Genomic DNA, 21,976 nt, shown 5'->3' on the forward strand with positions numbered 1-21,976 from the left:
ACATGGGAAGCCAGGTGCTGGTGGTTTTCATCCCGACCAACTACTGGGAGCCATCGCCTGCCTTGCCGAGGATGATCGCCGAGATCGGCGGCCGGATGCGCTTCCTCGACATGAGCGAGCGCTTCAAGCGCAACAAGGCGGAGGGCGGGCCGAACGTTTACATCGTCGGCGACGGCCATCCTACCGCCGCCGCGCACGCGATCATCGCCGACGAGATCGCCCGCTACATCAAGCGCGAGAAGCTGATGTAAGAGGCGCATGCTGGACCGCTGGGGGCGCGCCACTCACAGGCGCTAACTTCAGAACTCCTGACATAGGCGGTTGTGGCACCGAAAATGCTGGAGTTTTCGTTGGTGGGGGTGCGGACCAATACCTGTCCGGTTTGTGGCATCGAAAACGTGTTCTGCTCGCAAAATCAGAGGTTCTTCGGCATAGGCTGCGGACCCAAACGTGTCCGCTCTGGCAGAGCCGGACATTCCCGCATTGGCCTATGTCAGGAGTTCTGAACTTTGGCGGGACCAACAAAGTCCTCATCCTGAGGAGGTCGCGTAGCGACCGTCTCGAAGGATGGGCGGCACACGAGATCGCTGGAAAAGCAGTGTCGCAGCATCCGTTTGTTGCCGACCCTTCGAGATGCGGCCCTCCGGGCCGCTCCTCAGCGCGAGGCTTTTCGTAAAGTTAAGTCAACGCCTATGGGCGCGCCATTCCCGTGGCGCGGCATTGCTTGCCCAACGAAAGATCGCACCACGGGAGTGGCGCGCCCCCAGCGGTCCGAAGAGCATGATCGGTCAGTGCATGGCGTGTTGACGCTGCTGCTTCCGCATCGACTGCCGCTTGTGCAGCATCTCGCGCAAGAGCTTTGCCGAGATTGGCAGAGCGGCGTGAGGCTGGTTGGCGGACACGGTGGCGACGATCTGGAGCGAGCGGGTGATGATTTCGTCGATCTTGGACGACGGCACACCGAGTTCCTGCATCTGCTCGAGCGTAGCCTGCACGAGCACCAGTGCCGCGATGCCGGTCGCCATCGCGAACTCGTCGGTAATCGGTTCGGCCATGGCGTACTCCTTGGCACACTTCTGCGCAACTCATCGAGAGCGTGATCGGTGTTGCCGGCGCTGTCGAGGAAAGTCGGGCGGGAGTGCTGTGATCATTTGGCGTCATCGGGCCGCCAATCCCATGCGAGTGCGATAGGATCGGTCCGATGACAACTCTCCTGTCCGTCCGCGATGCAATCGATGTGCTCGCGGCCGAGCCGCTTCGGCACATCGTCCTCCTGAAGCAGTTGCTCGCGTATCCGGACCATGTGCAGGTTCATCGGGCGTCCGGGGCTGCGGGTACGGCCATGCTGGTTGCGCTCGACGTCTCGGCGAGCGCATACGATCGGCAGACCTATCCGCGGGCCGCCGTCGCGGCCTTCGTCTCCAGCGACGATCCGGACCTTACCGCATCGCTCCTGCGGACTTTGCCGCGCAATGTCGGCATCGTCTTCAAGCTGTCGCGCGAGGCCGATCTCGCACCCGTGGCAGCGCGCTTTGCAGTCGAGCGGCGAACCGCATTCATTTCCTTCACATCGACGGGCGGATGCGAGCCCGATCCAGGCGTTCGCGTCACATCGCAGCCGGGCGACGCCGCCTTCGAGCTGTTTGCCGAGCAGGGGCACGAGCGTTCCTGGCTCGAGCCGATGCTCAGAGCCGGCAAAGCCTTCGCCTGCGTGGCCGGCGACGAGGGCGAGACGCCATCGGCCTGCATCGCCTTCGAGAACTATGGTTCGGTGTGGGAAGTGGGTGGCGTGGTCACGGCGCCCGCGCAGCGCCGGAAGGGATTCGCACGGCGCGTGGTGGGCACGGCACTTGCCCAGCTTTCTGGCCGCGGGCTGGCGCCGCGATACCAGGTCGAGGAGCACAACACGGCATCGATCCATCTTGCCCAAGCCAGTGGGCTCGTGCAGTTCCTGACGATCGCCCACTACGCGCACGCGTGCTGAATGCGATGCGAGCAAAGGCGCGCGGCAATGCCGCCTTGCAAGAAATGTCGATCCCTTCGAGACTTTCACGCTGTGGGGAATCGCTGTTCGCCATCCGGATGAGGAGGAGACGATGAAGTCGAAGACCGTGAAACGGTCGCGCACGACGCTTGCCTGTCATCGACTCTCTCTGGCCGCCCTCGCGATGGTGATCGCCCTGCCTGCGGATGCACAGAAATCGGTCGATGGCGATTCGATCGAGATGGGCGGCAAGACCTATCGATTGCACGGCGTCGATGCGCCCGACGTCGCCCAGATTTGCGCCGACGGCTGGCCCGCAGGCCACGCCGCCGAGCAGTATCTAGCCACGCTGATCGCGGGGAAGCAGCTGTCGTGCGTGCCGCTGGGCACCGAGCGCGGAGGAGAGATCATCGCGATCTGCCGGGCTGACGAGGTTGACCTCGGTGCGGCCATGGTCACGGGTGGTTACGCCTATGCCGAGGTGCCCCATTCGGCCCGCTACATCTCACAGGAGGCCGCTGCAGCGAGCGCCCTGCGGGGAATTCACGCGCACGATTGCGTCACGCCGTGGGAGTGGCGAGCGCGTCTCGGAGAAGAGCGCTAGCGAGCCCGTCTCCGATCCAGGGCAATTCGCATAGGGCAAAAAAAAGTCGTCATCCCGAGCGGAGCCGCAGATTAGGCGCTGTTTACAGCACCATTGGCGGCGCAGTCGAGGAGTCGAGGAACCTTTCTTGCTTTTGCTTCAACAAGATAAGATCCCTCCACGGCGCTTCGCGCCGGTCGGGATGACGGTTTTTGCCAAATGCGAATGCACTGGCGTCCGACCGAACCAGGTATGCGTTGCTTAGTGCGCATCGCTGCCTGTGGACAGATAGCAAACGCGATCACACTCCTGACAAGATTTCGACCAACTATCGCACTCAAAAGGTGGGCCGCCGGACGCTTGTCCAGGTCCGCGCCGAGACCGTGCGGACCCGCCCGCACCAACGATCCCTGAATGATGGCGTGCGCCTTCTTCCCCCTCCAGGAACGCAAGGATGTTTGATCAGTCGTCTGTTCATTTCCCTCATCCCCCATCAACCCACCCGAACATCGATCCACTACCCCAAGAGCCAGATCACACGCCCCTCTCCGAACGACGCCCGACGCCGGGCTGGCGAGCAGTGGCTGTCGTCCTGGTTCTTGGCGGTTTCGCCGCGGCAGTTTCAATCGGCTGGATCGCCGTGCGAGAGGCATCGTCGCCATCGCCCATGTTCGACGAGCCGCAGCTGGCGGCCCGCCCGATGTCTGCCCAGGACACTTACCCGGAGACGGGAACGCCGCTTCCCGCGATGGGAACGCCGATGCCCGAATGGCCGACCGAGTCGGCGCCCGATGTGATCTCCGACGGCGTGAGCCCCGATGACGCGAGCATGGCCGCGGCACCGCGCGTGTACGAAATGTCGGTGCGCCTCGAGAAGGGTGACACGGTGGCGGGCGTCCTGGACGAGCTCGAGCTGGCGGCGGCGGAAGTGGCCGATATCGTCGAGGCATTGACCGAGCACGTGAATCTGAGACGATTGCCGATTGGCCAGTCGCTCGACGTGAAGCTGCAGGCGCCTGGCGCGGGGCAGGCCAAGCCGATCCTGCTCGCCCTCGCCGTGCGACCGGAGGCGAGGCGCGAGGTCACGGTGGAGCGCGACGAGCAGGGCGAATTCGACGCGACGGTCAAGGTATTCGAGATCGTGTCGAAGATGCAGCAGGCGGCAGGCGCCGTGGACGGGTCGGTCATCGAAAGCGTCGAGGCGGCAGGCGTGCCGCATCCGGCGCTGGCGGAGATGCTGCGCGCCTTCTCCTGGGACGTGAATTTCCAGCACGACATCAAGGCAGGGGACCGGTTCGCTCTGCTGGTCGAGCAATCGTGGACCGAGGACGGCAGGCCGGTCGATGGCGGCAGGGTCCTGTGGGCGGAGCTGACGACGGGCGGCGGAAAGGAGACCTTCGCTATCTATCGCTTCCAACCGCAGGGTGGCGCCGACTTCTTCTACAGTCGCGACGGCGAGAGCGTCGTCAAGGCGCTTCTGCGCACGCCGTTGAATCTCAGCCGCGTTTCCTCGCGCTTCGGCATGCGACGCCATCCCGTGCTGGGATTCACGCGCCTGCACGCCGGTGTAGACTTCGCGGCACCGACCGGCACGCCGGTTCTTGCCGCCGGTGATGGCCGAATCATCGAGGCCGGTCTCAACGGCGGCTATGGCCGGTGGGTCAAGGTCCGTCACGACAATGGACTCGCGACCGGCTATGCACACCTGTCCCGCATTGCGACCGGCGTCCGACGCAGCGCGCGCATACGCCAGGGCCAGGTGATCGGCTTCGTCGGCAGCACCGGCCTCTCCACCGGCCCCCATCTGCATTTCGAGCTGCATCGCAACGGCCGGCCGGTGAACCCGCTCGACGTGGCGCAAACCTCGCAGCGGCAGCGGCTCAGTGGCGCGGAGCTCAGACGCTTCAAGGCCCGGGTCGAGGAGATCGACAGGGCCCGCGAGGAGGCTCCCGAGATGGATTGATGGCAAATCGCCGGACGAGGCCTGCAACTCGGCCCCGGCCGGGTCGTTGTGTCGAAGAGACGAGGGATCGATCGAATGGGCACGCTCAAATTCGGCCAGCCCCGGGCTGTCTGGCGAGTCCTGGGCTTCGCCGCGATCTGTCTCGCCGTGCTGGCGATCGGGGCGGATGGCGCTGCGGCGGAGAACTGTCTCGAGCAGGTGAAGCGCATCGCCGAGGCGCACGACATCGCCACCGATCCGCCGAAGGCGGCGCCGGGGAAGGGCAACAAGGATGTGACGCCCCGCGAATTGTCCGACTCGGGTGGAGTTGTCGAGCCGCCGATCATTCACGACAGGTCGGTCATCTCCCCGCCGGATCAGCGCTCTCCCATGCCGACCATGCCCGACGTGGCGCCGGACAAGACGCAGGCGGCGAACAGGACGGCTTTGCAGGCAATCCTCGTTGCGGCCCGGTCAGAAGCAGAACGCAACAACGAGGAGGGTTGCCGCGAGGGGCTGGCGCGAGCGGCCAAGGTCCTGGAGCGGATGGAGTAGGGTCAGGGTCTTGGCGGCGTCGCGATCCAGCCGTCCCGCTGCCGGGAAAGACGCAGGACCGAGCGCTTGCGGTCTATGCCGTCCCGTTCCTCGCACGTCGACGTGACCGTACCGTCGTCTTCCCAGACGAGCTTGCAGTCGTCGAGGAAGCACGGCATCGACGCCCTGGTCTCGATCTGCGGCTGTTTGTCGACGACGCTCATGACGGCGACCTCTGCCACGGCCTCGTCCGTCGTGCCGTCCGGGGGGATGCAGACCGCGTAGGCGAACCGCGCGCGCTCGGGCGACCACACCGGCAGACCGGAGACGGTGTAGATCTTCCCGCTGTCACGCATCACCAACGCATAGAAGTGATCCTCGTAGCGCCAGACATGGACGACGTGGAAGCCGCCCGCCGCGTCGTACCGTTCGTAGTCGTATCGGTGCATGTCGTCGCCGAACGGGCAGTCGGCCAGCGTCAGCACCTTGTCGCCCATGATTGCGATGTAGAGCCGGTCGTACCATCGCCAGACTTCGCGATTGTCGGCGATGCGCCGCCTCTCTTGCGCCCAGGCGTCGCCGTTCGTGGCCGGCGTGTGGCTGTTCCACTCCCGCCACGCCTCGACGTCGCTCCATTTCTCGAGTCGACAGCCGCTTGGAGGGTCCCAGGGCTCGTTGGCGAGAGAGAGCCGAGGCAGGAAGGCCAGAACGGAAAGGCAGAGCAGGCGGAGAAGCAGGCGAGCGCTCATGTTGCGCCTCCATCATAGCCATTCGAGCGATTCCTTCACTCTCCTCCTCCGTAATCGGGTCCGTAATCGGCGGAGGTGGCCCGCAGGGCCGGGGGAAGGCGTCAGGCAAGATTTCATCCGATTCCGACGTCGGAACTTCAGAGATCCTGACTAAGGGCATTCCCCCTCCGCCCCGTATCTTGACGGGGCACCTCCCCCGATTATGGGTGGAAAAGCAGGTGTCCACTCGGACGGCGGCAACCTCCAGCCAAGGCGGAGCCGTTGTCCCGGGTGACCACAACGGGCGCTTTGCGTAACCTGCCGAGACCTTTGGTGCGTAGGAGTCATAATGGCGTCGCCGAGCTACCACGTCATCGAGCACTCGACTTTCGTCGATTTCACGGGATATCGCGTAACCAATGCCACGACGGCCCAGGAAGCCTATGGCTTCGACGATGGCGTGCTTTTCTCTCCCAGCAGCGACACGCCGGGCATCGCCGTCGCTCTTGTGCTGCCCCGGGCCAACGACCCGACGACCCTGCTGGACGGTGACTGGGGCAGCCGGCAGCAGGAACTGGCCGCGCTCAACGCCCAAGGCGCGCTGTGGACCACCTACGGCACCGACCCCGCGGTCTTCCACGCCGCCCGGACCTACGTCACCGACACGCTGGGACTTACCGTCCTCGATGCCAGCAACAGCACCTATGTCACTTCCGCCGAGTCGCGCACCATCTGGGTGTCCATCACCAGCCAGGCCGACTTCCAGGCTCTGTTCGGCACGGACCTGAGATACTCGAGCGACGCGGGGATCTACTTCTGGAACGGAAACCTGTCGAAGCCCGACGGGCTGGATCTCGCCGGCCTGTGGATCGACGTCTCGACGATTCCGCCCGGCTCCAACCTTGCGCCGGGCGTGTCGGCCACCCTGCCGGAGGGCCCGCAGAGCCTGGGCAACAATGCGCCGGCGTTCAAAGCGGGAGAGACGGTCAACCTCGTGCCGCAGGACATGGCGGCGCAGTACAATTTCCCTCTCGACGGCGCGGCAGTGCAGACCAAGGCGGTCGGCCTGCTCGAACCGGCCATCGGCGCGGCGCTGCCCGACGGCGATGGCCTGGACGTATTCCGGTCCCTGCTGACGGACTATCTGACGGCAATCGGCCAGAGTGGCGACGGCGTGCTGTCGGTCCAGGGTATCGAGGGGCAGAACTATACCGACTTCGGGATCCGCGCCGGAGAGCGCTCGCTCGACGTGAGCGTGGTGGTCGGCGTCAATCCCAACAGCGACATCGTCCTGTTCAACGGCGCCGGCGGCAACGGCCTCGCCTGGGGCACGACCTATACCGCCATCCAGAGCGCCACCTTTCCCGGCGCCGACAAGCAGAGGGTGTCGGCGTGGTCGGACTCCTTCGGCGACGCCCAGAGCATGTCGCCCGACTCCTTGTTCTACAAGGCCTACTGGGAGCTCTATGTCGACTCGGTTCTGGCCAACCAGACGGCGGTGACGGCGCTGGGCGATGGCGGTGCGAGCGAGGAGATCGGCAACGGCCTGACCAACCTCGAGTACAATTGCACGCAGCCTTACAGCCTGCTGGTCGGCGGCAGCTCGCTGTCGCTGCTGTCGGCTGCCCAGAGGGATCCGACGCTGGCCGCGACGGTCCTGGCGCCGGCGATGGCTGGCGATCTCGCCCTGATTTGGCAGCTGGTGGCCGGGGGAATGTCGGTCCTGCCGACCAATCTCACCAGCGATGACTTCTTCGTCGAGACGGCGTGGAACTACTACAACGTCGTCACGACGGTCGACAAATCCGGCAATACGATTCATCACATCGAAGGCCCGCCGGAGGTCAGTGCCGGTTACCCAGTCAACTCGACGACCAACGGCGGTGTCGATCCGACCCAGCCCGTGCCGTCCTACCAGGTGGCCTACGGTCTCACGCCGACGACGACCGATCCTCTGGCCCAGGTCGGTCGCGGCGCGCCCGACGTGACCGCCAACGGTGGCGGCAATGCCTTCTATCAGCTGGCCAATGCCGACATGTCCTTCACCGGCGGCTACTACTACGGCACCAGCGCGGCGTCGCCGCTGTGGGCATCGCTGATCGTCCAGATCGACACGATCTTCGCCGATCAGGGCCTGCCCGACCTCGGCTACGCGCACGACCTGCTCTACACGGCGTCGGCGATCGCGCCTGCCGCGTTCAACGACGTGACGATGGGCAACAATGTCGGCTCATGGGCCTACGGCGATCAGGATTCGCCGTACATGTCGGGCGGCATACCCGTCATCCCGACGGGCTTCGGCTACTATGCCGGGCCGGGCTACGACCTGGTTTCCGGGCTGGGATCTCCCAACGGCACGGTCCTGGCCCGCACGCTGAGCGCCATCGCCCATTCCCAGCTGTTCTTCGCCTCGAACCCCGACATGCTCGACGCCGACGGATCGGGTGGCTGGACGAGCGGCGCCGACCAGAGCCTGATTCTCCAGACCATGTCGGCCGGCAAGGCCACTGTCGCCGTCGAGCTCGGCGGCGTGGATCTCGACTTCACCAGCGGCGCATCGCAGTCGTACGCCTGGACGGCCCGCCTGGCCGAACAGACGCTGCAGGCCGATTTCGATCCGGCGCTGGTGCAGCTCTACGACGGCTTCCGACAGGGCGCGGTCGCGGAGTGGATCGCTGCGGCGGGCGTGGGCGTGTCGGTGCAGCTGAACGGCACGGCCGCGGAGGCGATCCAGGGAACGCTCAGCAGCCCCTTCGGCTTCGCCGACTTCATGACCGACAGTGGCGTGGTTCGGATGGCGCGGGCCGTCGGGGTCGCGGAGACGGCGGGAGGTGCCGACGACCAGATGGCCGTCGTGCGCGTGCGGCAGAACGGCGTGGACGATATGTCGGTCAGCTTCTTCGAGGTCGATGATCTTACCGGCGTGATCGGCAACCTCGAGCCCGGCGAAGCGGGCTACGCCGCGGCCGCGCTGGCCAATGCCTATCAGCTGGCCTCGGGCGGCACCGTGCTGCACGGCCCGGGCTACGGCAACTATGTACAAACCATGCTGCTCGACGTCGACGCCGGCGATTACGTCGCCATGATGCTGGCCAACCAGAGCAGCGGGGAGACCTACTGGGCCTTCTCGCGGGCCAACCCCGACGGGCACGGCCATCTTTGGAGCTACGGCTTGAACACCTGGGGCTTCGAGGACCAGTTGGACGGTGGCGACCGCGACTTCAACGACCTCGTCATCGGCCTCGACTTCACAAGCGCTGCAGGGCAGGGCTGGCTCGCCTAGAATCCGGTGGCTGCACACACGGGGGAGACCTCGTCGCGCACCGCGCGCTCCCGGCGCCTTATGATAAGAGAGCAAAAGCCCGTCCTGCGTCGGTCATGAGTGCAAATTCCTGAAGCAAAGTATGAATTTGTGAGTCTCACCGCAATTTTCACTAGACGTATCATCCGCTTTCGTTAAAGAGTTTGGCGTGCCTTCAGTGGTGTGTGGGCACCCGGGAAGATTGGTAGCGGCCTGGGACGCTGCTGCGCGTAGTTTTCTCAGGCGTGGTTTCTTGGGGTTTAAAAAATTGACGATGTAGCCACCGCTAGTGCAGCACCAGCGCGCGAGCGGATGCGCGTCGTTGTGGGGTGGGGAATGCGCTTCATGCAGCGCGAAGGTGATCGAGCTTCGATCACCTCGGGGAGTATTTGCGCGCGCGTCTTGAAGGAAGGCCTGGTTGCCGCGGGGCGGACGACCGGCGGCGCCATCGTCTGGCGGGACCGCGGTCTTCATCGAAGCACAGGATCTCGCCGCTGTGCCTAAGGCGACCCTGGAAAGCAGCTTCGTACAAACTCTGTTCCAGTATCGCGAAGGTTTTGGAGCGGGCACGACCGGCGGACTCGGTGGAGACGTCTACACGGTCACCAACCTCAACGACAGTGGCCCGGGCAGCCTGCGTTTTGCGGCAGAGGATGGCTCGGGCAAGCCTCTTTGGATCGTCTTCGATCCGTCATTGCAGGGCGGCACGATCACGCTCGACTCGACGATCTATCTACGCGCGAACAGGACGATCGATGGGCGGGGCAGCAATATAACGATTACCAATCACGGAATCACGATGGGAGGAAATTGGGGCGGCTCCAACGATATTATAGCCGGGATTGCCATTCGCGACGTGAATGATCCGAACGAGGATAATATCTCCATCTACGGCGTGAACGACATATGGGTTCATCGTGTTTCGCTCAGTGGCTGGAACAGCGACGGTCTTCTCGATATCAGCGCCGGGACCAAAAATGTGACGGTAGATTGGAGCCGGTTCAGCGATCACAACGGCGCCATGATGATCAATAGTTACTCGACCTCGCCTGATCCCGGCAATCCGAACCGAGAGATTCTCAACGGCCATCAGCTCGATAACTATGAGCGGGACAAGGATACGCACGTCACACTTCACCATAATGTATTCGACGGTACCGTTCAGCGAGAGCCACGGGCGATCTTCGGTGAAGTGCACATGTACAACAACGTGCTGAAGGATTGGGGTTCGTACGCCATCGGTGCCTCGTTCCGCGCAGAAGTGCTTGCCGAAGGGAACATCTTCGATTCCGATGGCCAATATGGTTACAGGGCCATCCTTACCCAAGTGGGCATCGACCCGGAGCCGGGGTTCGTCCGGGCCGTCGGCAACCTGTTCCTCGGGACCTCGTCAGGAAGCTCGAGCGGCGCGGAAGAGGTCTTTACGCCTCCATACCAGTATCAGTACGAGGCGCCGAGCGTCGGCCTGGAGGCCCGGCTGCTCCGTCAGGCGGGCACCGAAGGATGGGAAACACTCGATCTGATCGCGCTCGGGACGGAAGAGCAGATCGCGGCGACCTATGTGGCCTACTTCGGTCGCGGCGCGGACGCCGAGGGATTCGACTTCTGGGTCGACCAGTTCAACGTCGGCAAGGCGAGCCAACGTCCCACGACCCTGTTCGCGAACATCGCCAGTTCCTTCGGCATCAGCAACGAGGCAAAGACGCTCTATCCGTTCCTCGCCAATCCGTTCGGCACCGGCGACGCTGCCGTCGCCTCGTTCATCAACAGCGTCTACGACAACCTGTTCAATCGGGGATCAGACGCAGGCGGGCTGGCCTACTGGACGGCGCAGACCAAGGCAACCCTGCAGTGCGGCCGATTCGTCGGCTCGGTCCTGATCGACATCATGAGCGGCGCCCGGGATGCCGCGGCGACCAAGGACATCGCGACGCTCATGTCGAAGGTGGCTGTGTCGCTGCACTATGTGGAAGCGCAGAAGGTGCATCATGCCGCCTGGACCTCGGACAGTCTGGCAGAGGCCACGGCACTGCTGCATGGCGTGACGAACGCGGCGGCGACGGTGCTTGTGGGCATCGCCCAGGTTGACCGACTGATCGCTGAGGACGTTGCCGGCGGGTAACCCGCCGGCAACCCGTCTTTGCCGGCGCGTCTTACATCTTGCCCTGGTAAATGCCGATGATCTTGTCGAGCATGTCGAGCGCCTGGTCGCGCGGGCGCTGGAAGGTGTTGCGGCCGATGATCGAGCCGTTGGCGCCGCCGTCGCGCAGGCCGCGGATCTCGGTGAACAGGCCCTCGAGGTCCTTGGCCTCGCCGCCGGAGAACACGACGATGCGGCGGCCGTTGAAAGCGGCCTGCATGACGTGCTTGATGCGCGCGGCCAGCGTCGACTTGTCGACCTGGGCCTTCTCGTAGGCCGCCTTGGCCTCGGGCTGCCACAGCACATCCGTGGGCGGCTTGACCTTGATGATGTGGGCGCCGAGCAGGGCGGCCATGTGTGCGGCGTAGGCGCAGACGTCGAGCGCCGTCTCGCCGGCCTTGTCGAGCTTGCCGCCGCGTGGATAGGACCACACCACGACCGCGAGACCGACCGACTTGGCCTCTTCGGCGAGTTCGCGGATCTCCTCCATCATCTCGTACTGGTCTTCCGAGCCGGGATAGATCGTGAAGCCGATGGCCGAGCAGCCGATGCGCAGCGCGTCGTGCACCGTGGCGGTGACCGCCTGATCCTTGTTGGTCGACAGCGAGTTGGCCGAGTTGAGCTTGAGGATGGTCGGGATCGCGCCGGCGAAGCTGTCGGCGCCGGCCTCGAGCGGGCCCAGCGGGGCGGCGTAGGCGTTCAGGCCGGCATCGACCGCGAGCTGGTAGTGGTAGTGCGGATCGTAGGCGTCGGGATTGGGCGCAAAGGAACGGGCCGGGCCGTGCTCGAAGCCCTGGTCGACCGGCAGGATGACCATCTTGCCCGAGCCACCGAGCCGGCCGTGCATCAGGATGCGGGCGAGGTTCGCCTTGGTTCCGGGATTGTCGCTCTCGTAATTGTCGAGGATCTTCTTGACCGTCCGGGTGATCTTCATTGGCTTGCTCCCAAGGTCTTTTGCCCTAAAGCGGCGCCGGTGATAGCGGGCGGGGCCTCATCATTCAAGCCCGGCCCTGTCGACTACCCAGCAGGTCATTGACCGATTCGGACGCGCCGAACAGGCTGTCCCGCAACCATAACGCGGCTGGCGAAACTGGCGGTGACCTTTGCATAGCCTTGGCAGCCGAACGATGAGTAGACATGTCGATGCAATCTGAAGCGGCGCCGTCGCTGGCGGCACGCCTGCCCTTCTTTTACGGCTGGGTGATCATCGCCGTGGCCTTCGTCACGGTGGCGCTGAGCGTGACGGCGCGCACGGCGTTCTCGCTGGTCTTCCCGCCGATCGTCGAGGAGTTCGGCTGGGATCGCGGCCTGGCGGCCGGGGCGTTCTCCTTCGGCTTCCTGGTCTCCGCCGTGCTCAGCCCGATCGTCGGCCGGCTGATGGACCGGCGGGGCCCGCGCTTCGTCATCGAGGCTGGCGTGCTGGTGATGGCCGCGGGCCTGCTCGGCGCGACACAGATCGCCTCACCGTGGCAGCTCTATGCGACCCTGGGCGTGCTGGTGGGCGCCGGTGCCAATTGCATGAGCTTCAGCGTGCAGTCGCAGTACCTGCCGAACTGGTTCGTGCGCCGGCGCGCCATGGCGATCGGACTCGCCTTTTCCGGCGTGGGCGTCGGCGCCATCACCCTGCTGCCGTGGATGCAGTCGGTGATCCAGCATGACGGCTGGCGGGCCTCGTGCTGGATGCTGGGCGTGATGACTCTGGTGGTCCTGCTGCCGCTCAACTGGATCGTGCGCAAGCGGCCGCAGGATCTCGGGCTGCAGCCCGACGGCGGCAACGGAACGGCAGGGCCGGCAGCGCGGACGATCAGGATCGTCGACGCTGCGTGGGCGGGAACGCTGTGGACGACCGCGCGGGCGGTGCGCACGGCGCGCTTCTGGTGGATCGCCGTCGCCTTCTTCAGCGGTGGCTTCGTCTGGTATGCCGTCCAGGTCCACCAAACCAAGTACCTGATCGAGGTCGGGTTCAGCCCGATGCAGTCGGCCTGGGCGTTGGGGCTGGTCGCCATGGTCGGCGTGCCGGGCCAGATTGCACTGGGCGCCCTGTCCGACCGCATCGGTCGCGAGATCGTCTGGGCGATCACCAACGCGGGCTTCGCGATCTGCTACGCCGCGCTGCTCGGCCTGCAGAGCGGCCCGTCCGAGGTCCTGCTGTACGTCATGGTGCTGTCGCAGGGCCTGCTGGGCTACGCGCTCACCTCGGTGATGGGCGCGGTCGTGGTCGAGATCTTCGAGGGCCCTCACTTCGGGTCGATCTTCGGCCTGGTGATGGTGGCCCTGCTGGCCGGTGGCGCCGTCGGCCCGTGGCTTACCGGCGTCATCCACGACCGCACCGGCAGCTACCAGATCGCCTTCATCCTGGCGATCGTGCTCTGCGCGGTGGGCGCCTTCGCCATCTGGCGCGCCTCGCCGGGCAAGGTGAGGCGGGTGGCGGGAAGGGCTTGAGCCCTACTCCGCAGTTGGCGCTACCCTGACCACGGGTCTATGAGGTCGATCCCCAAGCCGCGGAAATCCGCGATGTGGCGCGTTGCGAGTAGGCATTCGTTCGCGAGGGCGATGCCCGCAATCTGAAGATCCGGGAGCTCGTCGGGCATTTGATGCAGCGGCCTCCCGCTGCTCCTGGCAAGAACGAGGAGTTCGGCTGCCATGTGTACCGCTCTCTCGTCGAATGACAGGATGCGTGGGCGAAACGGCGATAAGGTCCAGCGTTTCCCGCAAGTCGGCCTCCGGGCTCTTGCCGTGACGTTTGGCGTGTTGCTTCAGGCGTTCCTTCGTTCGGGCGCTGACTCGTCGAATGAGTATGTCGGGCATGTGAGCGGACCCCGATGATATCAGGATATCATCACACCTAGCACGGGGACTGACTGCATGACGGAGGGGGAGATGCGCCTCTGCCGCGCCAAATTCCGTGTGTCAGGATCGCGAAGGCCGCGTCCTACTCGTTCAGTCCCTTTCCAGGATACGGGTGCGTGGCGATCCAGTGCCGGGCGATTTCGATGCGGCGGGTCACCCAGACGCCTTCGCGCTTGCGGATGTAGTCGAGCAGGCGCCACAGGCCGGCCATGCGGCCGGGATGGCCGATCAGGCGTTGGTGGAGGCCGACCGACATCATCTTCGGCGCCGTGGCGCCCTCGTGATAGAGCACGTCGAAGGCGTCGCGCACCAGGCTGAACCACTGGTCGGCGTGGGTCATGCCGGCGGCATACTTGCCGTCGTTGTTGGTGAGCGAGTAGGGCACGACCAGGTGCGGCTTGCCCTCGACCGTCTGCCAGAACGGCAGCTCGTCGCCGTAGTAGTCAGAATCGTAAATGAAGCCGCCTTCCTCGACCAGCAGGCGGCGCGTGTTCACGCTGGGCCCGTAGCGGCAGTACCAGCCGGCCGGGCGCTCGCCGACCGTCCTCTTCAGCGAGACGATGGCCTTGCCGATATGGTCGCGCTCCTCGGCTTCGGTGAGCTGGAAGTGGCGGATCCAGCGCCAGCCGTGGCAGCACACGTCGAAGCCGGATTTGCGGATCGCCTCGGCGGCCGGCGGGTTGCGCTCGAGCGCCAGCGCGCAGCCGAACACGGTGAGCGGCAGGCCGCGCTCCTGGAAGGCGCGCATGATGCGCCAGAAGCCGACGCGGCTGCCGTACTCGAACATGCCTTCGCCCGCGAGATCGCGGCCCTTCAGCCCGACCGACGAGCTCGAGGATTCGGTCAGGCCGGTCTCGGTGTAGCCCTCGCCGTCCTGCATGGACGGCTCGGAACCTTCCTCGTAGTTGACGACGAAGTTGATGGCGATGCGCGCGCCGTCCGGCCATTTGGGATCAGGCGGATTCGCACCATAGCCAATCAGGTCGCGGGTCGGTTGCCAGCTCATGTCGGTCTCCTCACCAGCTCGGCGCCCATCTGTCGGGCGATGTCGGCGATCTTGTCGTTGGGCTCGCGCATCGAGATGCGGCGCACGCCGGCGCGCAGGCAGGCCAGGGCATAGCCCGGCGCGTCGCCGCAATCGACGATCAGCGTGAAGGCGACGTCTGGAAACTCCGCGCGAGCGCGCTGCTCTAGCGCGGCGAGGTAGCCCGCGCCGTAGGTCGCGGCGGCGTCTTCGGGAGTCACGAGAACAGGGCTGCGGCCGGCTTCACGGGCTGCGGCCAGCGCCGCCGCCATCGTTCGCCAGTCGCGGATAAGGACGGGCTCACCGTCTTCCGGACCGCGGGCGTCTCGCCCGCTCATGAATCATGAGCGGGCGGGACGCCCGAGGTCCGCATGAGAATGAGCTTATTCATTCAACCCGTAAGCTCCGGACTCACGGGATTCGGATGGTGAACGGCTCGACCGGCACGAACTCCTCGTCGCCCTTGCTGCCGTCGCGCCACATGAACACGGCGAAGCGGCCGGGACGGTCGAGCACGGTGAGGCCGTGGTGCCAGGTGTCAGGCTTGTAGGTGACGCCCTGCCGGCCGTTGGCAATGAAGGCCCGTATGCCGGCGAGGTCGGGGCCGCCGGCTGCCGCGTGCGGCGCCACGACGATCAGCCAGCGCGCGACGTCGATCGGTACGAAGGTTTGGGAGGAAAACTCGTGGCGCTCGAGCAGCTCGGCGCGCAGCGGACGCTCAACTGTCTCGACCTTGAGGATCGCCGAGAGGCTGGCGCGGGCACCCGGGCGCAGGTTGCCCAGCGCATCGTCGTAGTAGGTGCGGCCCGCCGTGTCGGGGATGTCGATGACGTCGCCGAAGGCGGCGAATGCCTCACGGCTGAGCGGCTGCGGCGTGACCTGCACCTCTGCTCTCCTCGCTTGTCGCGCATGCGGCGGGTCAAGCCCACCGTTCACTCGATGACCAGCATCAGCACAAACGCGGCTGCGATCAAGACTGGTGACTTATTTGCGCCAACCTCGGAAAGGCGTGTCGTGCGCCGGGAGCGCGCCACTCCGATGGCGCTCTTCCTGGTGATTACACATCCCATGAGCGCCGTCGGAGTGGCGCGCTCCCGGCGATGACTCGTGTAGCGTCAGCCGAGCTTGCCCATCGCCACGGCGGTGTCGGCCATGCGGTTGGAGAAGCCCCATTCGTTGTCGTACCAGCTCATGACGCGCACCAGCGTGCCGTCCATGACCTTGGTCTGGTCCATGTGGAAGGTCGACGAGTGCGAATCGTGGTTGAAGTCGATCGACACGTTGGGCTGGTCGGTCCAGCCCAGGATGCCCTTGAGCTGGTTGGCGGCGGCGAGCTTGACCGCCTTGTTGATCTCGTCCTTGTCGGTCTTGCGCTTGGCGACGAACTTGAAGTCGATCATCGAGACGTTCGGCGTCGGCACGCGGATCGCCACGCCGTCGAGCTTGCCGTTGAGCTCGGGCAGCACCAGGCCGACGGCCTTGGCCGCACCCGTCGAGGTCGGGATCATCGACAGCGCCGCGGCGCGGGCGCGATAGAGATCCTTGTGCATGGTGTCGAGCGTCGGCTGGTCGCCGGTGTAGGCGTGGATGGTGGTCATGAAGCCGTGCTCGATGCCGACTGCGTCGTTCAGCACCTTGGCGACAGGCGCCAGGCAGTTCGTCGTGCACGAGGCGTTCGAGACCACGACGTGATCCTTGGTGAGCTTGTCGTGGTTGACGCCGTAGACCACCGTCAGGTCGGCGTTGTCGGCCGGTGCCGAGACCAGCACGCGCCGGGCGCCGGCGGCGAGATGGGCGGACGCCGCCTTCTTCGAGGTGAAGATGCCGGTGCACTCGAGCGCCAGCTCGACGCCCAGCTCCTTGTGCGGCAGCTTGCTCGGGTCGCGTTCGGCGGTGACCTTCATCTTGCCGCGGCCGACATCGATCGTGTCGCCGTCGACCTTGACCTCGCCGTTGAAGCGGCCATGCACGCTGTCGTAGCGGAACAGGTGGGCGTTGGTCTCGACCGGACCGAGATCGTTGATGGCCACCACCTCGATGTCCTTGCGTCCCGATTCGATGATGGCGCGCACGACATTGCGGCCGATGCGCCCGAACCCGTTGATTGCAATCCGAACTGCCATGTTCCCCTCCGTTACCGGTTCTTCAATCCGCCCTAACTGTTGTGGAGCCGGCGCGCCGCATCGGCGATCGCCTCGGCCGTGATGCCGAAATGCCTGTAGAGATCGGCCGCCTTGCCCGATCCTCCGAAGCTCTTCATGCCGACGAAGGCGCCGCGCGTTCCGAGCCAGCGTTCCCAGCCGAAGCCCGCCGCGGCCTCGCAGGCGACCCGCACCGTTCCGTCGGCGCCCAGGACCTCCTGACGATATGGGGCGTCCTGCGCCGCGAACAATTCCCACGACGGCATCGACACCACGGCGGCGGCGAGGCCGTCCACGGCCAGAAGCTCGCGCGCCTTCAGCGCCAGCTGCACCTCCGAGCCCGACGCGATCAGGCGGATCGGCGCCGCGGCCTCGCCGGCCAGGAGATAGGCGCCCCTGGTGCAGCGATTGCCGTCGCCGGCGTCGCGTACGGTCGGCAGGTTCTGGCGCGTGAGCGCGATCACCGTCGGCGTCTTGGGCGAGTCGAGCGCGATCTGCCAGCATTCGGCCGTCTCGATCGTGTCGGCCGGGCGCAGCACCTGGAGATTGGGGATGGCGCGTAGCGCGGCGAGATGCTCGACCGGCTGATGGGTCGGGCCGTCCTCACCGAGCCCGATCGAATCGTGGGTCATCACGTAGATGACGCGCAGGCCCATCAGGGCGGCGAGACGGATCGACGGCCGACAATAGTCGGTGAAGACCAGGAAGGTGCCGCCGTACGGGATCACCCCGCCATGCAGAGCCATGCCGTTCATCGCCGCCGCCATGGCGTGCTCGCGGATGCCGTAATAAACGTAGCGGCCACCCGGATCGGCCGCGGTCTGTGCCTTCAGCGTTGCCGTCCTGGTATTGTTCGAGCCGGTGAGGTCGGCCGAGCCGCCGATCATGTCGGGCAGCAGCGGGTTCAGGACCTCGAGCACTTCCTGGCTCGACTTGCGGGTTGCCCACGACGGCTTGTCGGCCGCGACCTTGGCCTTGAAGGCGGCGAGGGCCTCGCCGACCGTCGGCGGGACGTCGCCCTTCTGACGGCGGTCGAATTCCGCGCGGTCACCGTCTGCCATCGCAGCGTGACGCTGGGTCCATTTGCGACGGGCCGACTTGCCGCGCGCGCCGACCTTGCGCCAGGCGCCGAGGATCGGCTCGGGGATCTCGAACGCCGGGTACGGCCAGCCGAGCTTCTCGCGGGCGCCGGCGACCTCGTCCTTGCCGAGCGGCGAGCCGTGCGTCGCCGCCGTGCCGGCCTTGGTCGGCGCGCCGAAGCCGATCACTGTCTTGCAGGCGATCATCGAGGGCTTGTCGGTGACCGCGCGGGCGCGGCGGATGGCGCGGGTGACGGCGTCGGGATCGTGTCCGTCGACGGACTGCACATGCCAGCCGGCGGCGGCGAAGCGCTTCTTGTGATCGTCCGAGGTGCTGAGCGAGGTGGCGCCGTCGATCGAGATGCCGTTGTCGTCGAACAGCACGATCAGGCGGCCTAGCTTGAGATGGCCGGCGAGCGTGATCGCTTCCTGGCCGACGCCTTCCATCAGGCAGCCGTCGCCCGCGATCACGTAGGTGAAGTGATCGACGAGGTCGCGGCCGAAGCGCTCGGCGAGCAGGCGTTCGGCGAGGGCGAAGCCCACCGAGTTGCCGAGGCCCTGGCCCAGCGGGCCGGTGGTCGTCTCGATGCCGCTGGCGTGGCCGTGCTCGGGATGACCGGCGGTGCGGCTGCCGACCTGGCGGAAATGCTTCAGGTCGTCGAGCGTCATGTCGGCGTAGCCGGTCAGATGCAGCAGGGAATACAGCAGCATCGAGCCATGGCCGGCCGACAGGATGAAGCGATCGCGATCGGGCCAGTGCGGATCCGACGCATCGAACTTCATGAACTTGGTGAACAGCACGGTGGCCACGTCGGCCATGCCCATGGGCATGCCGGGATGGCCGGAGTCCGCCCGCTGCACGGCATCCATGGCCAGCACGCGGATGGCGTTCGCCATTTCACGGCGGTCAACGTCTCGGCGATCGACGTCGCGGCGGTCGCCCGTCGCGGGGCGATCAACTGTCTGATCTGTCATTTTACGTGGATGCCGTAGGGGTTTTTGAAGCGGCGCGCAACATGCCGACCACCCTCCCGAGCGTCAATCCGCAAAAGGACATGGCTGTGCCAAGCCCCTGTTCTATTTGTGTGATCGCCGATTTTACGGCTGCAGCAGCAGGGGCACTTCGGCGCGGCGACGCTGCTCGTAGATGATCGACGTCTCGATCCGCGTCACGCCCGGCCGGTTGGTGAAATGGTCGAGCGCCAGATCCTTGAGGTGCTGGGTGTCGCGCGCGACGACATGGACCACGAGATCGTGGCGACCGGTGATGAGGAACGCCGAGCGCACCTCCGGGATGGTTTCGACATCGGCCATGAAGGTGTCGACCGTCGCGCGCTCATGCTTGGCGAGCTCGATGAACAACAGGGCTTCAATGCCGACGCCCATCCGCTTCACCTCGACCACGGCATGGGCGCCGGTCAGCACGCCCTCGCTCCACAGCCGCTTCACCCGCTCGTGGCAGCTCGACGGTGCCAGCCCCACGCGCGCCGCGAGCTCCTTGTTGGGAATCCGCGCATCGTTCTGCAGAATGGCGATAATGGCGAAGTCTGTTCGGTCGAAGGTGGCCATCACCGGAGAGTGACCGAAATCTGTTTGGTTGCAAAGAATTGTCCGGGTCTTACGCTTCGGCCGACGATGGACAGAGCGAGGTCAACATGAGTTTCGATCTCCCGAAGCTCGCCAACCTGCAGCATGCCGATGTCGAGCGTTTCGAGCGGGACGGGTTCCTCATCGTCGAAAGCGTGCTGTCGGCGGAGCATGTCGAGGCGCTGCGCGCGAGCTTTCCCAGGCTGTTCGCCGGCAAGTTCGACACCGGCGTCTATCCCGACGAATGGTATTGGCGCGAGGGCATGAGCCTGCCCGATGTCACGCGCCACATGGCGAACGCCTGGAAAGCCGACCTCATGGTGGCACGGCTCGCCCTGTCGGCCGATGTCGGGCGCGCGGCGGCGACCCTGACCGGCTGGTCCGGGGTGCGGCTCGGCCAGGACACCTTGTGGTGGAAGGCGCCCAAGACCAAGGCCGTGGCGCTGCACCAGGACTCGTCGTTCATGGATTTTCTCGATCCGCCGCGGACGATCACCTGCTGGGTGACGCTGGACGACACGCATCGCGACGCCGGCACGCTCGAATACGTGGCCGGCTCGCATCGCTGGCCGCTGACGCCGATCCCCGAGGGATTTCACGCCCCCGACGATCATCGCGCCCTGATGAAGAACGCGGCGCGGCTCGCCGGCATCGCCGATCCCAAGCCGGTCTTCATCGAGGTCCCCGCGGGCTCCTGCGTCTTCCACGCCGGCGAGATCTGGCATGGCTCGGCGCCGAACGCCGCGGCCGATCGCATGCGCCGATCGATCGGCATCCACATGACACCGGCCGAGGCGCAGTTCTCCGATCGGCCGGGCGGCTATATCTATCGGCGCTACCAGCGGACGGATGATCCGAGCCTCGACGAGAGCTACTTTCCCATCCTGTGGAGAGGCGATGGCCACCGGACGCCGTGGATCGAAGGCTACTGCAAGACCGGCAAGCGCAGTGTCCGGCACTGAGGTTGTCTTTTTTTTCCGTCGTCCCGAGCGGAGCGGCCCGATTAGACGCTGTTTACAGCGCCATTGGCGGCGTAGTGGAGGGACCTTTCTTGATGCAGCAGCAACAAGACAGGTCCCTCCACTACGCCTCGCTGCGCTCGGCTTCGGTCGGGATGACGAAGTTTTTGCCACCGGGAGGAATAGCGAATGAGCGATCGTGAGGCAGGGACGCCGGTGCCCTACATGGAACGCACGCGACACTATTATCGCGCGCTGGGCTACGAGTCGGACTACGTCTGGGCGCATCATAGCGACGCCCCGTTCGCGCATCTGGCAAAGCCGCTGCGTGCGTCGACCGTGGCCCTGATCACGACGGCCGGTCCGCCCGACCTGTCCAACCGCGATGCCCGCAACCGCAAGCACGTCTGGTCGGGCGAGGTCCAAAATCCACCGGCCACCTTCGACACCGACGTCGCGTGGGACAGGGAGGCCACCCACACCGACGACCGCGAGACGTTCCTGCCCATCGACGCGATGAAGAGGCTCGTGGCCGACGGCACGATCGGCGCCCTGTCGCCGCGCTTTCACGGCGCGCCGACCGACTACAGCCACCGCAAGACGAAGGAAGAGGACGCGCCGGAGATCCTGCGGCGATTGCGCGAGGACAAAGTCGACGCGGCACTGCTCACCGCGCTTTGACCCGTCTGCCACCAGACCGTGAGTCTGGTCGCCCGTCATCTCGAAGCGAACGGCATACCGACCGTCGTCGTGGGCTCGGCCCGGGACATCGTCGAGCACTGCGCCGTGCCGCGTTTTTTGTTCAGCGATTTTCCCTTGGGGAATCCATGCGGCCACCCGTGGAACCGTGACATGCAGACCGAGATCGTGCGGCGCGCCGTGTCGCTCCTGGAAACGGCGACGGCGCCGCGCACCACGTCGCGCGCGCCGTTCGAGTGGAAGCCCGATTCCGGGTGGCGCGAGCGCTACAACCGGGTGAGGCCCGAGGATCGCGAGAAGCTGCTGGCCGCGGGCGTCGCGCGGCGCGAGAAGCGAAAGCAGGCGTCGCAGCCACGCGGCAACATCTAGCGGTTTGTGTTGCTCCACAGGGTCAAGATGTTGACCACTCCACGGGGCAGCACTTA

The 21,976-nt window shown here is 65.6% G+C and carries 21 protein-coding genes; 11 read left to right on the forward strand and 10 right to left on the reverse strand.

All coding sequences use genetic code 11. The features are described from left to right. Positions 1 to 251: hypothetical protein (locus AB7O82_RS13615; RefSeq protein ID WP_428619582.1), on the forward strand; the 251-nt coding region annotated here is incomplete at its 5' end. 537 nt (positions 252 to 788) lie between these two features. Here the strand turns inward: AB7O82_RS13615 and AB7O82_RS13620 are convergent. Next, positions 789 to 1,055, reverse strand: coding sequence for a hypothetical protein (locus AB7O82_RS13620; RefSeq protein ID WP_428541824.1), 267 nt, complete (start codon positions 1,053 to 1,055; stop codon positions 789 to 791). A 146-nt stretch (positions 1,056 to 1,201) separates the two neighbouring features. On the opposite strand from AB7O82_RS13620, the gene AB7O82_RS13625 reads away from it, so the two are divergent. From AB7O82_RS13625 to AB7O82_RS13640, 4 genes are all read left to right on the forward strand, one after another. Next, the gene (locus AB7O82_RS13625; protein WP_428541827.1) at positions 1,202 to 1,984 is read left to right on the forward strand and encodes a GNAT family N-acetyltransferase; all 783 of its coding nucleotides are present in this window, start codon (positions 1,202 to 1,204) and stop codon (positions 1,982 to 1,984) included. Positions 1,985 to 2,096: 112 nt separating this feature from the next. Further along, positions 2,097 to 2,588, forward strand: a complete 492-nt coding sequence (locus AB7O82_RS13630; RefSeq protein WP_428541830.1) for a thermonuclease family protein — start codon at positions 2,097 to 2,099, stop codon at positions 2,586 to 2,588. A 559-nt stretch (positions 2,589 to 3,147) separates the two neighbouring features. Further along, a complete protein-coding gene (locus tag AB7O82_RS13635) occupies positions 3,148 to 4,530 on the forward strand; it encodes a M23 family metallopeptidase (RefSeq protein ID WP_428619585.1) in 1,383 nt (460 codons plus the stop codon). Between the two features lie 75 nt (positions 4,531 to 4,605). Continuing rightward, positions 4,606 to 5,064: a hypothetical protein gene (locus tag AB7O82_RS13640; RefSeq protein ID WP_428541836.1), complete on the forward strand. Its 459-nt coding sequence runs from the start codon at positions 4,606 to 4,608 to the stop codon at positions 5,062 to 5,064. Between the two features lie 2 nt (positions 5,065 to 5,066). Here AB7O82_RS13640 and AB7O82_RS13645 read toward each other — a convergent pair whose 3' ends face one another. After that, the gene (locus tag AB7O82_RS13645; protein WP_428541839.1) at positions 5,067 to 5,792 is read right to left on the reverse strand and encodes a hypothetical protein; all 726 of its coding nucleotides are present in this window, start codon (positions 5,790 to 5,792) and stop codon (positions 5,067 to 5,069) included. 328 nt (positions 5,793 to 6,120) lie between these two features. Here AB7O82_RS13645 and AB7O82_RS13650 point away from each other — a divergent pair, with 328 nt between their 5' ends. Further along, positions 6,121 to 9,054, forward strand: coding sequence for a DUF4114 domain-containing protein (locus AB7O82_RS13650; RefSeq protein ID WP_428541842.1), 2,934 nt, complete (start codon positions 6,121 to 6,123; stop codon positions 9,052 to 9,054). Between the two features lie 514 nt (positions 9,055 to 9,568). After that, positions 9,569 to 11,194, forward strand: coding sequence for a hypothetical protein (locus AB7O82_RS13655; RefSeq protein ID WP_428541845.1), 1,626 nt, complete (start codon positions 9,569 to 9,571; stop codon positions 11,192 to 11,194). A gap of 31 nt (positions 11,195 to 11,225) precedes the next feature. Here AB7O82_RS13655 and AB7O82_RS13660 read toward each other — a convergent pair whose 3' ends face one another. Continuing rightward, the gene (locus AB7O82_RS13660) at positions 11,226 to 12,146 is read right to left on the reverse strand and encodes a class I fructose-bisphosphate aldolase (RefSeq protein ID WP_428541848.1); all 921 of its coding nucleotides are present in this window, start codon (positions 12,144 to 12,146) and stop codon (positions 11,226 to 11,228) included. 203 nt (positions 12,147 to 12,349) lie between these two features. Between AB7O82_RS13660 and AB7O82_RS13665 the strand changes: the two genes are divergently transcribed. Further along, positions 12,350 to 13,654: an MFS transporter gene (locus AB7O82_RS13665; protein ID WP_428541851.1), complete on the forward strand. Its 1,305-nt coding sequence runs from the start codon at positions 12,350 to 12,352 to the stop codon at positions 13,652 to 13,654. 3 nt (positions 13,655 to 13,657) lie between these two features. Here the strand turns inward: AB7O82_RS13665 and AB7O82_RS13670 are convergent, their stop codons facing one another. The 7 genes from AB7O82_RS13670 to AB7O82_RS13700 form a co-directional block, all read right to left on the reverse strand. Then, complete coding sequence (locus AB7O82_RS13670; protein ID WP_428541854.1) at positions 13,658 to 14,020, reverse strand: FitA-like ribbon-helix-helix domain-containing protein; 363 nt, start codon at positions 14,018 to 14,020, stop codon at positions 13,658 to 13,660. 124 nt (positions 14,021 to 14,144) lie between these two features. Beyond that, positions 14,145 to 15,068: an allantoinase PuuE gene (locus tag AB7O82_RS13675; protein ID WP_428619587.1), complete on the reverse strand. Its 924-nt coding sequence runs from the start codon at positions 15,066 to 15,068 to the stop codon at positions 14,145 to 14,147. Further along, complete coding sequence (locus AB7O82_RS13680; RefSeq protein ID WP_428619589.1) at positions 15,065 to 15,307, reverse strand: hypothetical protein; 243 nt, start codon at positions 15,305 to 15,307, stop codon at positions 15,065 to 15,067. The genes AB7O82_RS13675 and AB7O82_RS13680 overlap by 4 nt, the downstream gene beginning before the upstream one ends. 190 nt (positions 15,308 to 15,497) lie before the next feature. Then, entirely contained in the window at positions 15,498 to 15,971 is a 474-nt protein-coding gene (locus AB7O82_RS13685; protein ID WP_428541863.1) for an ureidoglycolate lyase, read from the reverse strand. A gap of 230 nt (positions 15,972 to 16,201) precedes the next feature. Continuing rightward, positions 16,202 to 17,209, reverse strand: coding sequence for a type I glyceraldehyde-3-phosphate dehydrogenase (gene gap, locus AB7O82_RS13690; RefSeq protein WP_428541866.1), 1,008 nt, complete (start codon positions 17,207 to 17,209; stop codon positions 16,202 to 16,204). Between the two features lie 32 nt (positions 17,210 to 17,241). After that, on the reverse strand, positions 17,242 to 19,203 hold the full coding sequence (gene tkt / locus AB7O82_RS13695; protein ID WP_428541869.1) for a transketolase: 1,962 nt from the start codon (positions 19,201 to 19,203) through the stop codon (positions 17,242 to 17,244). Between the two features lie 201 nt (positions 19,204 to 19,404). Further along, a complete protein-coding gene (locus tag AB7O82_RS13700; RefSeq protein WP_428619591.1) occupies positions 19,405 to 19,875 on the reverse strand; it encodes an Lrp/AsnC family transcriptional regulator in 471 nt (156 codons plus the stop codon). A gap of 86 nt (positions 19,876 to 19,961) precedes the next feature. Here AB7O82_RS13700 and AB7O82_RS13705 point away from each other — a divergent pair, with 86 nt between their 5' ends. The 3 genes from AB7O82_RS13705 to AB7O82_RS13715 all read left to right on the forward strand — a co-directional run bounded on the left by AB7O82_RS13705 (position 19,962) and on the right by AB7O82_RS13715 (position 21,920). Further along, complete coding sequence (locus tag AB7O82_RS13705; RefSeq protein ID WP_428541875.1) at positions 19,962 to 20,855, forward strand: phytanoyl-CoA dioxygenase family protein; 894 nt, start codon at positions 19,962 to 19,964, stop codon at positions 20,853 to 20,855. A 186-nt stretch (positions 20,856 to 21,041) separates the two neighbouring features. Then, the gene (locus AB7O82_RS13710; RefSeq protein WP_428541878.1) at positions 21,042 to 21,533 is read left to right on the forward strand and encodes a glycine/sarcosine/betaine reductase selenoprotein B family protein; all 492 of its coding nucleotides are present in this window, start codon (positions 21,042 to 21,044) and stop codon (positions 21,531 to 21,533) included. 18 nt (positions 21,534 to 21,551) lie between these two features. Then, entirely contained in the window at positions 21,552 to 21,920 is a 369-nt protein-coding gene (locus AB7O82_RS13715) for a hypothetical protein (protein ID WP_428541881.1), read from the forward strand. Positions 21,921 to 21,976 lie beyond the last annotated feature (56 nt).

Origin of the sequence: Reyranella sp. (assembly GCF_050185545.1) — a bacterium.
GTDB lineage: Bacteria > Pseudomonadota > Alphaproteobacteria > Reyranellales > Reyranellaceae > Reyranella.

Coding starts and splice junctions, on each gene's coding strand:
- AB7O82_RS13620 (WP_428541824.1), bottom strand. CDS start 1,055: ATGGCCGAACCGATTACCGACGAGTTCGCGATGGCGACCGGCATCGCG.
- AB7O82_RS13625 (WP_428541827.1), top strand. CDS start 1,202: ATGACAACTCTCCTGTCCGTCCGCGATGCAATCGATGTGCTCGCGGCC.
- AB7O82_RS13630 (WP_428541830.1), top strand. CDS start 2,097: ATGAAGTCGAAGACCGTGAAACGGTCGCGCACGACGCTTGCCTGTCAT.
- AB7O82_RS13640 (WP_428541836.1), top strand. CDS start 4,606: ATGGGCACGCTCAAATTCGGCCAGCCCCGGGCTGTCTGGCGAGTCCTG.
- AB7O82_RS13645 (WP_428541839.1), bottom strand. CDS start 5,792: ATGAGCGCTCGCCTGCTTCTCCGCCTGCTCTGCCTTTCCGTTCTGGCC.
- AB7O82_RS13650 (WP_428541842.1), top strand. CDS start 6,121: ATGGCGTCGCCGAGCTACCACGTCATCGAGCACTCGACTTTCGTCGAT.
- AB7O82_RS13660 (WP_428541848.1), bottom strand. CDS start 12,146: ATGAAGATCACCCGGACGGTCAAGAAGATCCTCGACAATTACGAGAGC.
- AB7O82_RS13665 (WP_428541851.1), top strand. CDS start 12,350: ATGTCGATGCAATCTGAAGCGGCGCCGTCGCTGGCGGCACGCCTGCCC.
- AB7O82_RS13670 (WP_428541854.1), bottom strand. CDS start 14,020: ATGCCCGACATACTCATTCGACGAGTCAGCGCCCGAACGAAGGAACGC.
- AB7O82_RS13675 (WP_428619587.1), bottom strand. CDS start 15,068: ATGAGCTGGCAACCGACCCGCGACCTGATTGGCTATGGTGCGAATCCG.
- gap (WP_428541866.1), bottom strand. CDS start 17,209: ATGGCAGTTCGGATTGCAATCAACGGGTTCGGGCGCATCGGCCGCAAT.
- tkt (WP_428541869.1), bottom strand. CDS start 19,203: ATGGCGAACGCCATCCGCGTGCTGGCCATGGATGCCGTGCAGCGGGCG.
- AB7O82_RS13700 (WP_428619591.1), bottom strand. CDS start 19,875: ATGGCCACCTTCGACCGAACAGACTTCGCCATTATCGCCATTCTGCAG.
- AB7O82_RS13705 (WP_428541875.1), top strand. CDS start 19,962: ATGAGTTTCGATCTCCCGAAGCTCGCCAACCTGCAGCATGCCGATGTC.
- AB7O82_RS13710 (WP_428541878.1), top strand. CDS start 21,042: ATGAGCGATCGTGAGGCAGGGACGCCGGTGCCCTACATGGAACGCACG.